Raw genomic sequence first — 14,861 nt, forward strand, 5'->3', positions numbered from 1 at the left:
CCATTGTCCCTATGGATATCGACAAACCCGATGATGTGCTGTTGATGCAGGCCTACCATGCCCAGGCAGGGCAAGCGCGCTGGGTGGTGACCTTGGGCTATGTTTGGCAAGCGGGCGGATGCCTGCCCGAAGCCCAGGCCTGGCCGTGGTTGCTGGCGCATTTTCCGGATGAGGCCTTTGATGCGGGTTTGAAAAAGACACGGGGCAGTTATGGCGTAGCGGGACAGGCCTGGGCGCCCCCTGGGCAGCACACGACGGCCATGGCGGTCCAGGTCCAATTGGGCCACTTGCACAAAACCCTCCATGTGCATGGCACTCGTCGCTGGCAACACACGCTGGCAGGTTGGCGTGCCAGTGCCGCTGAGCCGTTTCAGTCACTGCCCTTGACCTTGCGCCAAGCGTATGGTGGCGCAGGCTACAACGAAAACCCATATGGTTGCGGGTGGCTGAAAGACCCGGAGCAGGCGCAGGGTGTCTTGCTGCCGCATACCGAGCATCCGGATACGCCGGTGCTTTCGCCGGCTGACCGATGGGGGCCCGCGATATTGACACGTCTGCCCGCTGGCGCTGGCTCGCGCATGCGTTGGGTGGGGACGGTGGATGAACGCTGGGAGAAAGAGCGCTTTCCCTGGCTGCCCGACGATACTGATCCGCGCTTGTTCGATGTCTTTCCTCAGGATCAGGTACGGGATGGTTACTGGCAAGGCACGGAGTCCTGGCGTGTACAGGGGATGCATCCGCAACGACCGGAAGTGTCGGGCCGCCTGCCAGGCCTGCGACCCCGTTTGCTGCTGCGCAGAAAAGGGAGTGAACGGATTGAGGAGGCTGTCCTTGATCTGGATACGGTGTGGCTGTTTCCTCAAGATGAACGTGTCCTGATGCTGTATCGGGCCAGTATCCCGGTCCAGCGTGCCGATGCGGCCGATGTTGCCGCTGCGGCGGTCTTTACCGAGTACGCGCACGAGCCGGCTGGCAGCCTGCCTCAGCTGCAGGCACGTTGGACAGCGCTGCATGCAGCCGCTGGTGCGCAGGGTATGGTGCACGAAACACCGCAGGACAAAGAGATGGAGCCGTTGGGCGACCTGCCGCAGATGGCTGACGCTTCGCAGGCGGACCCGCAGATCCTGGCTCAGTTGCAGGAGAGCCTGGAGCAAGGTCGAGCGCAGGGCAATGCCTGGATTGCGGATATGGAAGAACGCCTGGCTCCGTATAGCCCGGTTTCCTTGCCGCGCATTGCGCCTTTGGCCGCTCTGGTTCTGAACGAAAAGGCCGAGGATAGCGATCCGCTGCAAAGCATCGAACACGCCTTGCAGCAGGGACAGGGCGAGTTGCTGGCGCAGGTCAAGGATGTGGCCAAGCGTCTGGAACTGGATGAAAAGCCCTTGCTGGCGCTGGCGCAATTACCTCGCGCGCCCTCGACCTCCGGACCTGTGGACATGCTGGCAGAGATCCAGGCCGCCAAAGCCGGCTGGTCCGATGTGCCGTCTTCTGCCTTTGATGCCCTGGATGAGCAAGGGACCAGCCTGCACGCTGAGTTGGCCGAAATGGATCAGCGTCTGGACAGTCTGGCTGCCGAGCTGGCCGTGTTGCAGGCTGGGTTGGTCGCTCAAGGAGCACCGCAGCAGTTTATCGACACGCTGGAGCAATTTCATGCCCACCGACAGGCGGGCCATAGCTTGCGCGGGTGCCATTTGATGGGGCTGGATCTGCGGGGTGTGGAGCTTGATGGAGCAGATCTGAGCGGCGCCGTGTTGGAGGCATGCATTCTGGCGGGCAAAAAGATCGATGCATTGAATCTGACCGGTGCTCGTTTACAGAACTGTGATTTGCAAGGTGTCGTTCTGAGCGCGGCCCGACTGGCTGCCGGGCAATGGGAAAACTGTTTGCTGGAAGGTGGCGTATTTGCCCAGGCACAGGCTGAGCGCCTGGGAATGACGAGTTGCCGTCTGGCAGGCAGCAATTGGCATGCCGCACAGTTGGATGGCGCTGATCTGTCGCAATGCACGCTGGATCGGGTGTGTTTCTCGCAAGCGGTATTACGGGGCGCCACTTTTTCCGGCGCGCAGGGCCGCGCCGTGGACTGGGTGGGCGCGCAGATGGCCGATGTGCGCTTGGACAGTGGCTGCATCTTGCGTGATGCCGATATGCGGTCCGCCGATATGCGGGGCGCCAGTATGCAGGACAGTGACTTGGGCGGCAGCCGTTTCGATCAGGCCGATCTCAGCGATGCTTTTTTACAGATCTGCGATTTACGCGCTGCGACAGGCTGGCAGGTGCAAGCTGCACGAAGCATTTTCAAAGAAGTGAATTGGACAGGAGCGCGCTGGCCTGGCGCCAATTTTCTGGATGCGGCGTTTGATTACGCCTTGATTGACCAAACCGATTGGCGTGGAGCCAATCTGTACGGAGCGCAACTGGGCAGTGCCACGGTGCGTAGCGTGGACTTGGAAGGGGCGCTGCTAGGCCATTTGCCTGACTGGGCCCGACACACACAAGGAGGTAAATCACGATGAGTTTGAGTGCAGAGCAGTTGTTGGCCCTGATCGAACAGGGCCCAATTCGAGATCTGGATTTGTCCGGCGGTCAATATAGTGGTTTGAAATTCGACGGTTTGCGGGCGGACGGATTGAACCTGCGCGGTGCCGATCTGAGCGCCTGTGATTTATCGGACGCGGTGTTGGTCGACTGCCAGTTCCAGGGTGCACGCTTGAGTGGAGCAGCACTGAGCCGGGCGCACTTTGAGCGCTGCGATTTCAGCGGCGCGGATTTGAGCGCGGCCTCTCTGGACGATGGCTGGTGGCTGCAGTGCAATTTGAGCCAGGTGCAGGCTAGTCAGGCACTCATGCACGGCGTGACCTGGCAACACTGCGATCTGAGGGGGTTGCGCCTGCCCGAGCAAATCGGGCCGGCCTTATGGATGGATTGTGAGGCGGCCGGCTTGCAGGCCGTGGCTGCGCAGTGGTTTCAGGTTCAGGTGCGTCGCACCAATCTGGCGCACGCGCATCTGGCACAAGGCCGTTTCGAACAATGTGCGTTTGAGCATTGTGATCTGGAGCGAACCGACCTGTCGCAGATTGTGGCTCCGTTTCTGTCGTTGGCTTGCAGCACGCTGGATGGAGCCTGCCTGGACGGGGCCCGTCTGGAGGGGGCCATATTCAATTATGCGCGCTTGCCGCAGGCCAGTGCGCGCGGTGCCCATCTGGCACAGGCCAGGCTGGGGCATACGCATGCGCAGGGGCTTTGCCTGTCGGGTGCCTGTCTGGAGTATGCCGATGTCAGCTATGCGCGTTTGCAAGGGGCTGATCTGAGTAGCACGCAGGTCAAAGGCATGCGCGTACATGGAGCCGATTTGCATCAGGTGTGCTGGGATGGCTGTGACAAGCAGGGCCTGCAGGGCGACGATACCCCCCGCCTGCAGGCCGAGCGCTGGCGTGCTGATGCGCGCTGGACTTTGTCGGCGCTATAAAAAGGAGATGCAGATGTCTTGTCTTAGTCCGGGTTCTGAGCCGCTGTCTATAGCGGAGGACCCCTCACAGGTCGCTCAGTGGCACACCGTGCAGGCCAAAGTCTATGTCCAGGCTGGGCAGCGCTGGGGCGTGCTTGGCCCCATGGGCAGTTGCTTTGCACCGCTGGCAGCCTCCTGCCTGTTGCAGCCGCAAGTGGGTGATCTGGTATTGCTGACGCTCAATGGGCGGCAGGCCTACATCCTGGCGGTGCTGGAACGTTCCGGTCAGACGGCGCAACTGCATCTGCCTGCCGACACCGTGGTGCGTAGTGCCGGCAACGTCCGTGTTCAGGCTGGCGGCGGTTTGCATCTGCAAGCGGCGCAGGCCGTGGTGCTGCAAGGGGCGGATCTGGCGCTACAGGCTGAGCAGTACCTGTTACAGGCCCGGCAAGTGCATCTGGCAGGGCAGTCCCTGCACAGCTATTTTGCACAGCGGCAGGAGTATAGCGGCCAGCGTCAGCAGCACGATGGGCAGAGCCAGATACATGCCGGCCAGCGTGTCACGCGTGTGGCTGGACACGATGACTATGCGGCTGCCTCGCAGCGGCTGGTCATCGAGCGGGATTGGCGTGTGCGGGCCCGCAGCGCTGAGCTGCGGGGTGCTCAACGTGTGGTCGTGGACGGCCAGCAAGTGCATCTGGGCTAGGCCCGGTATTACCAAGGAGATTTTGATTTATGTTCATGCTCAACAATGGCGGGGCGCAGGCCAATGCGATTCCCGATGTGTGCAAAGTGCCGACCCCGGCCGGTCCCGTGCCTACGCCTTTTCCCAATCTGGCGACGACGCAGATGGCCCAGCCTTCGGGTTTGGTGCGTAATGTGCTGGTGGTCAATATGCCTGCTTTGAATCAGGCCAGCAAAATCATGATGAGCAGCGGTGATGAGGTCGGCACCGTCGGCGGCGTAGCCAGCAATCGAATCAAAGGCGAAGTGCAGTTCATGAACGGCAGCATGACGGTGATGGTGGGTGGCAAACCGGCTGTGCGCATGGGCTGCATGACGGGCCATAACGGCATGCCGGTCAACTCGGTCGGGACGGTGATCAGCCCTAGTCAAAGCACAGTGATGGTGGGGAGCTGAGGATGAGGCGCAGTCATGTTGTCCGTACGGGTCGCCGCGCCGCGCTGGTCTTGCTGGCCGCACTGGTGTTGACCGGCTGCGGCATGTTCAAGACCAAGTCCAAGGACGAGGCCTTGAAGGATCTGCAGTGGGAGTACGAGCGTGATGCGCTGGTGCTGGAGGTTAATGCCGATCCACAGTTGAACACCTGGGGAGGGCAGGCGCATACGGTGCTGATGGTGGTGACGCAGATGGTCGAGCCCTCGGTGTTCGAACCGTACTCAAGCAGGCCGGATCAGCTTTCCAGTCTGTTGATGGCCGATAGTGCGCCGACGGGTTTACTAAGCTTGGATCGTATTTTTATCGAACCGGGCGTCAAGCGGCGCATTCGGCTGGCACGCATGGACAAGGCCCGTTACGTAGCCGTCGCGCTGGGCTATCAGCACCTGGATCCAGCCCGCGGCACCCGTCTTTATCAGTTTGGCGCCAAGCTTGACAGTCATGGCCTGATGTTCCGTGAGTACGAGGCCCGGCCCGAGCCGCTGCGTATTCGTCTGCGGCTGGGCCCGCAAGCCATCATCGAGAGTCAGACTGATACTGTCATTCCGCCCCCGGCCACTTTGCCGGCAGCGGGCCCCTGGCCCGTCGGTCATCAACACCCATAGAGATTTCATGAGCGTTCATCCTTTGCAACCGATCTTCTGGCACCAGGGTCTGTTTTTGCAGCCCCAGCATTTCCAGCATAACGACAATCTGTTCTACCAGCGTCTGGCTTTATTCATGGCCCAGACTCAGCCGTACCCATGGGGTGTGCTGCAACTGGAGTTGGACGAGGCGGCATTGCAGACGCTGGATTTCAGAGTGCTGGCCTTGACGGCACGGCTGCGCGACGGCAGTTTTATCCAGTATCCCGGTAATGCCGTGATTGAGTCGCGCGGTTTTGAACTGGCGGATCTGGCCACTGGCCGTACGGTGTACCTTGGACTGCGGCGCATGATGCCCGGCCAGGCCAATGTGAGTGTGGTTGACGATTCCGGCCAGGCTCAGACGGTGAGTACGCGCATGGTGGCGGCTGCCGATCCGGTCACGGTGGCGGACGATTACGCGCAGGGCCCTGAGGGTCAGCTTGACTTGATGAATTACGTCTTGCGTGTGTTCTGGGACGAGGAGTTGCCTCAGCTGGGTCACTATGAACTGCTGGCTGTGGCCCGGCTGGAGCAGGACGGCGATCAGGCGCGCTTGCAGCGCCAGTACATCCCCCCCAGCCTGAATTTGTCGGCCAGTCCCTGGCTGATCGAGGCGATACGCCGCATCCGCGACGAGCTGACCGGACGCGCACGGCAGCTGGAAGTCTTTAAACCTGGCGGCTTGGGCAGGACGGAGGATCTGGACGGTAACCACTTGAGTTTGCTGGTGGCTTTGCAGGTGCTTAATCGTTATGGCCCCATGCTCAATCATGTGCTGGAGGCTCCGCAGACGCATCCTTGGCAGGTTTATGGCCTGTTGCGGCAGTTGGTCGGCGAGTTGTCCACCTTCTCGGAACGCTACGACATGATGGGCGAGACCCGGGACGGAAAGGTGCTGGCCCCGCCGTATCAGCACGAAGATCTGGCAGCGGGGTTTCACGCCATGAGCACCCTGATCAGTGCCTTGCTCAATGAAATTGTCGCCGCTCCCGAGCTGTTGATCCGCTTACAGCCTGCTGGCGCCAGTGCGGGCTTGTACGAGGCTGAGTTGCCGGACGCGTTTTTTGCCGCCCGCCAACGCTACCACCTGGTGGCCTATGCCGGAGTCGAGCAGCAAGAGCGTTTGCAGGCGCTGGCGGGCGACTTCAAACTGTGTGCCCCCGACCAGGTCGAGCTGCTGGTGACCCATTCGTTGGGAGGGGTCGAGCTGCTCAAACTGGCCGAACCGCCACGCGGCATTCCTCGTCGTCCGGGAGCCTTGTACTGCTACATCGATCCCATGTCGCCGGGCTGGGCGGCATTGGAGCAGACACGCGCAGTGTCCTTGGTTGCGCTGGGCGCACCCGAGAATCTGCAGATTGAACTGATTGTCAGCAAATGGTGAGCGCAATGCCCGTGATACAGGACAGTAGCCTGGCTTCTTTCTTTTTGACGGCCATGCGTCAGGCGCGTACTCACTTCTCCCAGGAAGCCGATGCAGCTCAAAGCGGTTCGGCGTTGATCGAGGCGCTGGATCAGGCCTGCGCACGCGCCCGTGACCGCGGCTATGAACAGGTCGAGGTTGGCGCCGCCCTGTTTGCCATTGTGGCCTGGATTGACGAGACGGCCATGACCAGTCCCTGGCCCGGGGCTGGACACTGGCGTTTGACGCCGTTGCAGCGTCATTACTTTGCCACCACGCGCGCTGGCAGCGAGTTTTATCAACGCCTGCAGGCCCTGCCCGAGACCGCCACGCAGGTGCGAGAGGTTTACGGCCTGGTGCTGGTTGCCGGATTCCAGGGTGAATATGCGGCGCGCGCGCCCGGTGAGTTTGAGTCCTGGCGAGTGCAGTTGCTCGAGCAGATACGTCAGGAGCAGGGCATGCCGGGTTTTGCAGCGGGACAGGCGCTGTTTCCGCAGTCGGGTACCGGACAGGCCACGCCGCCGCGGCCAGCCGGGCGATTGACGGGGCGGCCCAGTGGATACACGGTGACGCTGCTGCTGGCACCCTTGCTGCTGGTGCTGGTGCTGTATCTGTATCTGGATCATTCACTGGCCAAGCTGGTCAACGCTTTGTTGATGGACCATTGATATGTTGAAACGAAGTTTGCGTGTGCTGGGCTTCTTGGCGCTGCTGCTCGTGCTGACGGGGCTGGCCTGGTTGTATGTGATGCACAAGGGCTGGCCGCTGTGGGCCTTGCCAACGCTGGTGCTGGTCGCGCTGTTGCTGATCTGGCTGGCCGCGGGGCTGCGTCGGCGCTGGCTGGCGTGGCGTTTGCGCCGGCGTCTGGCGCGGGACATGCCGCGTGCGCTGGGCAGCCAGCATGCCGCGTTTGATGCCCAGTGGGGGGCAGGGCTGCAGGTGTTGCGTCAGGCACGGCTGGGGGGACGGCGTTCGTCCTTGTATGCCTTGCCCTGGATGCTGAGCCTGGATGTCGGTCCTTGCCAGACGCAGGATGATTATGCCCGTCTTGCTGTGCAATCGCTGCCAGCGGCCGGGCCAGGACTGGATCAGGGGGTAGGCTGGTTCTTCATGAAAGCCAGTGTCATGGTGTGGGCCGGGCCGGTGCTCGGTGCTGATGAGCAGACGGCCCAAGAAGCGGCATGGTCGCGTCTGTTGCACCAGTTGATGCGGACACGCCGACGCGAGCCGCTTAACGGTTTGGTTTTCAATATCGACTTGTCCTGGCTATTACAGGCCAATCAGGAACAGTTGCAGGCGGCTGGCAAACAGATGCGAGCTCGCCATGATGCCTTGGCGCGTGTTTTTCAGGCGCGCATTCCTGTCTGGCTGATGTTGCAAGGTGGTGAGAATGTCCCCGGTCTGTCTGCCTGGCTGCAGCAATTGCCGCCCGAGGTCTACGATCAGGCGCTGGGCTATAGGGTGGGCGGACAAGGTGCCGAGCAGGGCTCGTTGCAGTTTCTGGCGCAGGCGTTCGAGTCCATGGGACGACGAATGGCGCAATTGCGGATTGTGCTGGGTCAGCATGGAGTGCAGCCTGCGCCGGTGTTTGAATTGCCCGAGCGTATCGCGGCACAGCAAGCCGTCTTGCAAGACTTGCTGGCCCCGGCCTTCGAGGCCACGCCGTATTCGGCTACCCCTTTATTGCGCGGCCTGTACTGGCAGGTGCGCACTCCACATCAAACTCGTGAAGGCATTGCCTTTGCCCGCGACGTGCTCGATCGCATCCTGCCGTCTTGCCGGTATGGCTGGCAAGTCTTCGACCGCTGGTCGCCCTGGCGCCGTGTCTTGCGTCATTCTCTGGTTCTGGTCTGGCTGCTCTTGTGTGGTGCGCTGGCAGGCGGTTTGTTTTATTCCAGTGAACGCGCCCGCTCGAGTTTGCAAGCCTTTGCGGCCCAACCGTTGCAGCAGCTCGAAACACGCATGCAAAAGGGTGCGCTGGACGAAGATGTGCAGTCACTCAATATCTGGCGCAGTGCCATTGGCAGGCTGGACAGTGCCAATCACGGCGTCCAGGCCTTGTTGCCGTTTCAGGGCCATGTGCGTCAGGTACAGCAGTTTTACCAGCAACGTTTTGTGGATGCGTTCCGGCGCGAAATCCTGCAGGCGTTTCTGGACCCATTGATTGTGCAGGATCTGCCACGCGTCAGTCGTAGCGGCAGTGAGACAGAGGTGGCTGCCTGGAGTCAATATTTGGTGCGTCGCATCAATCTGGTGGCCGGCCAGTTACGCGGCGGCCCACTCCAGGGCCGGCCATTGCCGGGCATGGAGCTGGCGACCTTGTATGGCGACTCGGCATCCCGGCAAGTCGGTCTGCAGACTGGAGTGCTGCTTGGTCAACAGTATGTGGATTATCTGCACTGGTCGCCTGAGCGGGTTCAACTGCAAGGGGAGCTGGATGCGTTACAGGCTGCGCTGCGTCAGTTGGGCTTACGTTCTCGCTCACCCTCCTGGCTGCTGGCCTGGGCAGATTTTCAAAACAGTATTCGTCCGATTACGCTGGCTGACTTCTGGAGTGTCCGGCCCGATGCAAGGGCGCCTGTGATCGCTGCCGGTTTGACGCAGACCGGTACGGCAGCGATCTCGGGTTTCGTCCAGGAGCTGGCCGAAGCCTCAGGTGAGCGCAGTTTCTGGATGGGGCAAAGTGATGTACTGGAACAGGGCTTCCGGCAACTGTCCTACGACGCCTGGTATCGCTTCATTGTGCGCTTTAACGATGCCCGTTTTTATTTGCAGACCGAATCGGATTGGGATGGCGCCATCAGCAGTCTGTTTTCAGTGGCTGATCCCTATGCTCGTCTTTTTGAAGCGGTCGATGGGCTGTTTCAGCAGGTGCCTGCCGGAGAACGCCCGGCTTGGGTGGCTAGCATGCTGACGTTGCAGCAACTGCGTCTGGCCGCCCGTCAGGCCCCCGCCCAGGAGGGCCTGGCAGGCTGGCTGGATCAGGCTCAACGCGTCAATGCACTGGGGCATGTGGGGCTGCGCTCGGTGCAGCAAGGAGAGTCGTTGACACAAAGCGTGCAGGGCGTCAGTGCCAGTCTGGCGGGCATTGCGCCGTTGCGTGCCTATCAGACTCAACTTGCCGATGCGATCAAGCGTTTGTTGCAGGGGCCGGGCAGCGCGCAGGAACTGGCACGCCAGACCTGGGGGTTTGGACAGGACCCGCAAGTGCAAGAGTCCTTGCTGCACGATGCCCAACACAGTCTGGATGCCTTGCGCATCCAATTGCAGCGCGATACTGCCCGTGAGGATGCCGTGTGGACTCTGATGCGTGGTCCGCTGGCCTTGGTGCTGGATTACACCGCCCGGCGCACCGCCTGCGGTTTGCAGGATCAATGGGCCGCTTCGGTCTTGAGTGTGGTACAGGATGTGCGCAGTCCCGTCCTGGCCTATGAACTGTTGTACGGTGATCGTGGCACCGTGCCTCAGTTCATGCAGGGTGATTTGCGCTACTTTGTGAGCCGTGATGCGCAAAGCTACGGACCGCGCAGCGCGCTGGGGCAGAGTATGCCGCTTAGTGGGCAGTTCTATGCCTACGCGAACGCCGTTCAGGCGCGGCAGGTGGCTCATGCCGAAACGCGCCTGCACGATGAACAGGCGGCGCGTGTGCGCGGTAGCCAGATCGAAACCTTGCAGCAGGAGCTGGCTGAGCTTGATAAACAGGCCAAAGCGGTCCAGTCATTAGCCGCGGCCGTTGTGATCGATGCCGAGCCGCCGCTGCTCAACACCGGGGCGCGTCAATTGCCTCAACGCACCCGCCTGAGTTTGCAATGTGCCAGCGGTGTGACGCGACTGGATAACTTCAACTTCCCCTCCAGGGCTACCTTTGCATGGGCACAAGGGCAGTGTGGTGATGCAGTGCTGCAGATTCAGTTTCCAGGCTTTGTGCTGGAGCGGGTCTATCCGGGCGCAGAAGGCTTTATCGACTTTTTGCACGAGTTCAGCAGTGGCGAGCACCGTTTCCAGGCCAGCGACTTCCCGCAGCAAGAAGAGCGTCTGATCGATGCCGGCGTGCAGTGGCTGGTCTTGAACTGGCGTTTGCAGGGGCAACGTAATCTGGTGGATAACGTGAACCAGTTGCATCGCATACAGGCCCGACAGGCTCAGATCAACGAGCAATTGCTGACACTGCGCGAGGCGCAGTCCGGTGTGGGCAGCCCGATGGCGCAACCGAGCTGGACGCAGGATTTGGTGCCCGAGCACATTGTGACCCAGTGCTGGCGTTCGCCAACAACGGTGTTTCAGGAGGAGGGGCTATTGCCGCCCGATTCGGCCCCGTCTGCACCGACATCGCAAAAACATGCTGTTCAGCCCGCTTCAAAACGGGCCGCCAAACCTGCGCCCAAGCAAGTGGTTGCCTCATTAGCGACGCCAGCTCAGGAACGGGCACAGCAGGGTTGGCGTGTTCAGGTGGGAGTGTTTGCCGATCCCCGCGCTGCCGTGGAGCAATTGGGCGTGCTGGGGATTGAAGCTGTGCAGATTCCCTTGCCTCGTCCGGGACGCAAAGATTTGTACCGGGTGCAAAGCCCGGTTTATGACAGCCGCGAACAAGCCCGCATCGTGGCCGGGCAGATTGCCCAGGCCTTGCGGGTCAACCCGGAATTAGTGCCTGGCGATCGTTAAGCCAGTGCTGGTAGGCTAGCAGCCCATGCTGGTCCATGCTTTCCCGGGCCTGCTGCCAGTGTTGGCTGGCCAGGTCCGGGCATTGGCGCTGTAGCCAGATATCGCCGCGCAGACACTGTATTTCGGGAAGCATCAGCACGGAACCGTGTTGTTCGCTGATCTGCTCGGCTTCGGCCAATACGGCAAACGCTGCGTCGTCACGCTCCAGGCTGAGCAGGGCGCGAGCCAGCATGCACAGTTGTCCTTCCACAGCAACAGGCATATCTATGCGTATGCGTTCGACCGCGGCCTGCATGGGCTCAATCAGGTTCGCGTTGCGGGTCTGTAGCACAGCGGGTAGTAATTGGTGCATCTGGGCCAGTGCAATCCATACCGTATCGGGCTTGGCCGGTGACTGCGTTCCAGTCAACGCCAAACTCTCCTGAGCCATTTCCTGCAGATTTCCTGCCAGATAGTAAATACGCATCAGATGTAACCGGGAGGCAATGGCGCCCGCCAAAGGATGGTGGTGGTAGCTGGCCAGGGTGATGGCGTGGCGGGCATTTTGCAAACCAGTGGAAAAATGGCCTTGCAAGGCCTGACACAATCCCAGAGAGGTATAGGCCAGCGCCTGCGAGGGCTTCTGGGATGGCAGGGCCTGGGCATCCTGGGGTTCGGCCGACATGCCGATCAACGGCAGGGCCCGCACCAGCAACGCTTCTGCCTGTGCCGGATCGCCACGCCACAGGCGATGCTGGGCCAATGCGTACCAGGCCCAGCCTTGCCAGGCCTCGTTGAGTTGATCCTGGGACAGGCGCAGTACTTTTTCGGCAATCGGCAAGGAGGCGTCCAGTTGCCCCCGATTGTGGCGGGTCAACCATTCGCCCCATAGGCTGGCTAGCAAGGTCAGGGGCTGTTCGGGGTCCCGCAGCTCGTTGACCTGCTCGAAGGCTTCTACCGAACGGGGAGAGGCCGGGCCGGTGGCGGCGGTGCTCAAGGAGGCCTTGGTCAGGTGCAGTGCAAAACTGGTTTGTGAATGTACAGTGGGATCGGCGATAAAGCGCCGACTGCGTAGGGCCTGCGACAGGCAGCGCTCGGCTTCCTGTAACTGACCGTGTTCGAGTGCGTGCTCAATGGCGCGTTGCCACCACTGGACCGTGTCTTGGTAGCGAACCTGTCCCAGCAGGGTGGCAATAGCCGATGGCGCGTGATTATGCTCGACCATATGTTCGGCCAGCCGTCGTCCGAGCCGTTCGCGCTCGGGACGGATAATGAGGTGGCGCAGACAGTTGCCCAGTATATCGGGGCAGCGCCAGTGGGATTGCTTGGTGGGTATCAACCATTCATGCTGCTCCAGTATCTGTAAGGTGGCGCGGATGGTCGATTGGGGTTGCTCCAGCAAGCGGCTGGCGACGCACTCGTCAATATCGGGCAGCAGGGCAGCCAGGTAGGCCAGTTCGCGTTGTAGTGGGGTCAGGCGGCGCAAATGCGCGGCGCACTGATCTAGCAAGCGTGGCACCAGGGTCAGATCCTGACCGAGCTGATATAAGTGCAGCAGTTCGCGTGCCAGCATGGGGCTGCCTTCACTGCGCTCGATGACGTGCGTGCGAATGTCGCGGGGCAGCTTGATGGAGCGGCTGCGCTGACTGATCAGTTCATTCAAGTCCTGGTTAGCGAGTGCGCCAATACGCAAGGGCAGGACAGGCCAGGACTCAGGCAAGGTCTGGCGTGAGGTAGCCACAATGCGCAGCCGCTCCTCGCCTGCCAGCAGACGCTGCAACAATTGTAGGCTGGCGGCATCGCACCAATGCAGGTCCTCCCAGGTCAGCAACAAGGTCTGGTTCCGACAAAGTGCGTGCAGCAGGGCAAGCAAGGCGTGTTGTGTTTGTTCGCGCACCGCGCTCTGGCTAAGTGTTGACGGTTCAATCAGGGTCTGATGCAGAGTATCGGCCTGCGCAAGGCTCAGGTCGTACTGGGCCATTAATCGTTGATGTAGCTGCGCCTCCTGTTCGCTGCTACGGGTGTTGGGCGTATCCGGTGTGACATATCGCAGCTCTTTTTGCAGCCAGCGCAGTACCGGCGCGTAAGGGCTGCGTACGTCGTTTTCCTGGGTCTGCAGCGCCACGACGGCACCTTCCACATTGCGCACATAGTCCTGCAGCGAACGCAGTAGCTTGGTTTTGCCCATTCCTGTATGGCCATGCAGCAACAGCATGCGTGGCGCCGCGCTAAGACGACCGCTCCAATATTGAAGCAGAATGTCGAATTCGCGCAGCCGGCCGTGAATGCGGCCGGTATCGGTAGCGGTTTCGCTCAGACGTAGCTGGTATGAGGACGCTTCTTTGCCCGATGGCAAGGACTCCAGAGACCAGGACGACAGGCGTGCAGCCGCCTGACTGCTGAGCAAGACAGCACCGTTGTCCGCTTGCCAGGCCAGGGAAATGACTGATGGGCAGAGCAAATGGTGTGCATTGATGGGCGTGGTCGGATCAATGGGCAGTACATCGGCATGAACGGCCAGGCCGAGACTGACTTGGGCTGGCCGGTTGAGACCGGTTAGCGTGCGCGCCAGCGTCAAAGCAGGGGCCACAGGACGCTCATTGATGGCAGGGTAGCCGAAATGTGCCAGCAAGGTGGCGTTATGCTCCTGCTCTATCCAAGCCCCGTGTTCGCGAGCATGGCGCACCACACGCTCATGCGTTTCGCGCAGGAGAAAGGTCCTGGTTTCGTAATCTGTCTCCATGGGATCGTCGCTGCTGTCCGGGTTGGGGCGCCAGCCTATGGCAATGGCCACCGTGGCCATGGCCCGAAAGTGGTAGCCGTCGGGATCGGACGGTCCGTGTAAGGCGGGTGCCGCGTTTGCGCCGGTGCACAACAAGGCGCGCGTCTGTGCATCAGGTAGTACACCCAGACGCTGTTGCAGCACATCGCAGCATTGTTGATAGGCCAGCATGGCCGCGTCATGATCATTGTCCTGCACCAGAAGTCGGATTAGTAAGCGATGGCAGGATTCATCCTCGGGCCAAAGATTGACCCAGGTCTTGGCATAAGCCAAGGCTGCTTGCTGCTGTTCGCTGGCCATCAAGGCCTTGATCAGATGGTGTCGGCATTGCGCCAGCTCGATGTCTAGGCGTGCATTCCAGTTGTTGTGCCAGTTCATCAAACTGTCACTACTGGGCAGTTTAAGGCCGTCCAGGAAATGGCCTTGATACAGGCTTAGTTTGTTGCGCGCCTCGTCCAGCTCGGTCGCCGTGGAGCTGCCTATGTACAGAACGTCACTCCAGACCGTGTCGGACTCCAGTGTTAGGCTTGCCGTGGAGCTACGCAGCACCTTGGACAAGGGGGCCAATGCCTGACGTAACACATACAATGCATGGCGCACCCGGGCGCGCCCCTGCTCGGGGTCGCTCTCGGGCCAGAGCATATCGGCCAGCCTGACTCGTGCTATCGCCTGACCCTGCGCCAGCACCAGAAGAGCGAGCAGCAGTTTGACCTTGTCATAACTTAACAGGTGACTGCGGTCCTGCCCGTCGATCAACAAACGAAAGGTTCCTAAACAATAGAGTTC

At 61.0% G+C, this 14,861-nt stretch carries 9 protein-coding genes; 8 read left to right on the forward strand and 1 reads right to left on the reverse strand.

From position 1 onward, the window contains the following. Positions 1 to 11 precede the first annotated feature (11 nt). Genes LNA76_RS04295 through LNA76_RS04330 form a run of 8 tightly spaced genes read left to right on the forward strand, consistent with a single transcriptional unit; the run spans position 12 to position 11,314 of the window. Positions 12 to 2,513, forward strand: coding sequence for a DUF2169 family type VI secretion system accessory protein (locus LNA76_RS04295; protein ID WP_230018048.1), 2,502 nt, complete (start codon positions 12 to 14; stop codon positions 2,511 to 2,513). Further along, entirely contained in the window at positions 2,510 to 3,466 is a 957-nt protein-coding gene (locus LNA76_RS04300) for a pentapeptide repeat-containing protein (protein WP_230018050.1), read from the forward strand. The genes LNA76_RS04295 and LNA76_RS04300 overlap by 4 nt, the downstream gene beginning before the upstream one ends. Positions 3,467 to 3,479: 13 nt before the next feature. Further along, the gene (locus tag LNA76_RS04305) at positions 3,480 to 4,151 is read left to right on the forward strand and encodes a DUF3540 domain-containing protein (protein ID WP_230018053.1); all 672 of its coding nucleotides are present in this window, start codon (positions 3,480 to 3,482) and stop codon (positions 4,149 to 4,151) included. A gap of 29 nt (positions 4,152 to 4,180) precedes the next feature. After that, a complete protein-coding gene (locus tag LNA76_RS04310) occupies positions 4,181 to 4,585 on the forward strand; it encodes a DUF4150 domain-containing protein (protein WP_094196774.1) in 405 nt (134 codons plus the stop codon). 2 nt (positions 4,586 to 4,587) lie between these two features. Then, positions 4,588 to 5,229 (forward strand): type VI secretion system lipoprotein TssJ, encoded by a 642-nt coding sequence (tssJ, locus tag LNA76_RS04315; RefSeq protein ID WP_230018055.1) that lies wholly within the window; start codon positions 4,588 to 4,590, stop codon positions 5,227 to 5,229. 7 nt (positions 5,230 to 5,236) lie between these two features. Then, complete coding sequence (tssK, locus tag LNA76_RS04320; protein ID WP_230018058.1) at positions 5,237 to 6,634, forward strand: type VI secretion system baseplate subunit TssK; 1,398 nt, start codon at positions 5,237 to 5,239, stop codon at positions 6,632 to 6,634. 5 nt (positions 6,635 to 6,639) lie between these two features. Next, complete coding sequence (locus LNA76_RS04325) at positions 6,640 to 7,320, forward strand: DotU family type IV/VI secretion system protein (RefSeq protein ID WP_230018060.1); 681 nt, start codon at positions 6,640 to 6,642, stop codon at positions 7,318 to 7,320. Between the two features lies 1 nt (position 7,321). Continuing rightward, positions 7,322 to 11,314 carry a type VI secretion protein IcmF/TssM N-terminal domain-containing protein gene (locus LNA76_RS04330; RefSeq protein ID WP_230018062.1) on the forward strand — a complete coding sequence of 1,331 codons (3,993 nt, stop codon included), beginning with the start codon at positions 7,322 to 7,324 and terminating at the stop codon, positions 11,312 to 11,314. On the opposite strand, the gene LNA76_RS04335 is transcribed toward LNA76_RS04330, so the two are convergent. Then, complete coding sequence (locus LNA76_RS04335; RefSeq protein ID WP_230018064.1) at positions 11,283 to 14,834, reverse strand: AAA family ATPase; 3,552 nt, start codon at positions 14,832 to 14,834, stop codon at positions 11,283 to 11,285. The two genes, LNA76_RS04330 and LNA76_RS04335, sit on opposite strands and share 32 nt — an antisense overlap. Positions 14,835 to 14,861 lie beyond the last annotated feature (27 nt).

It is taken from the genome of Alcaligenes sp. MMA (assembly GCF_020907215.1).
Classification (GTDB): Bacteria; Pseudomonadota; Gammaproteobacteria; order Burkholderiales; family Burkholderiaceae_B; genus Alcaligenes; species Alcaligenes aquatilis.

Excerpts from the sequence above, each read along its gene's own strand:
- LNA76_RS04295 (WP_230018048.1), top strand. The coding sequence starts at position 12 with ATGGATATCGACAAACCCGATGATGTGCTGTTGATGCAGGCCTACCAT.
- LNA76_RS04300 (WP_230018050.1), top strand. The coding sequence starts at position 2,510 with ATGAGTTTGAGTGCAGAGCAGTTGTTGGCCCTGATCGAACAGGGCCCA.
- LNA76_RS04305 (WP_230018053.1), top strand. The coding sequence starts at position 3,480 with ATGTCTTGTCTTAGTCCGGGTTCTGAGCCGCTGTCTATAGCGGAGGAC.
- LNA76_RS04310 (WP_094196774.1), top strand. The coding sequence starts at position 4,181 with ATGTTCATGCTCAACAATGGCGGGGCGCAGGCCAATGCGATTCCCGAT.
- tssJ (WP_230018055.1), top strand. The coding sequence starts at position 4,588 with ATGAGGCGCAGTCATGTTGTCCGTACGGGTCGCCGCGCCGCGCTGGTC.
- tssK (WP_230018058.1), top strand. The coding sequence starts at position 5,237 with ATGAGCGTTCATCCTTTGCAACCGATCTTCTGGCACCAGGGTCTGTTT.
- LNA76_RS04325 (WP_230018060.1), top strand. The coding sequence starts at position 6,640 with ATGCCCGTGATACAGGACAGTAGCCTGGCTTCTTTCTTTTTGACGGCC.
- LNA76_RS04330 (WP_230018062.1), top strand. The coding sequence starts at position 7,322 with ATGTTGAAACGAAGTTTGCGTGTGCTGGGCTTCTTGGCGCTGCTGCTC.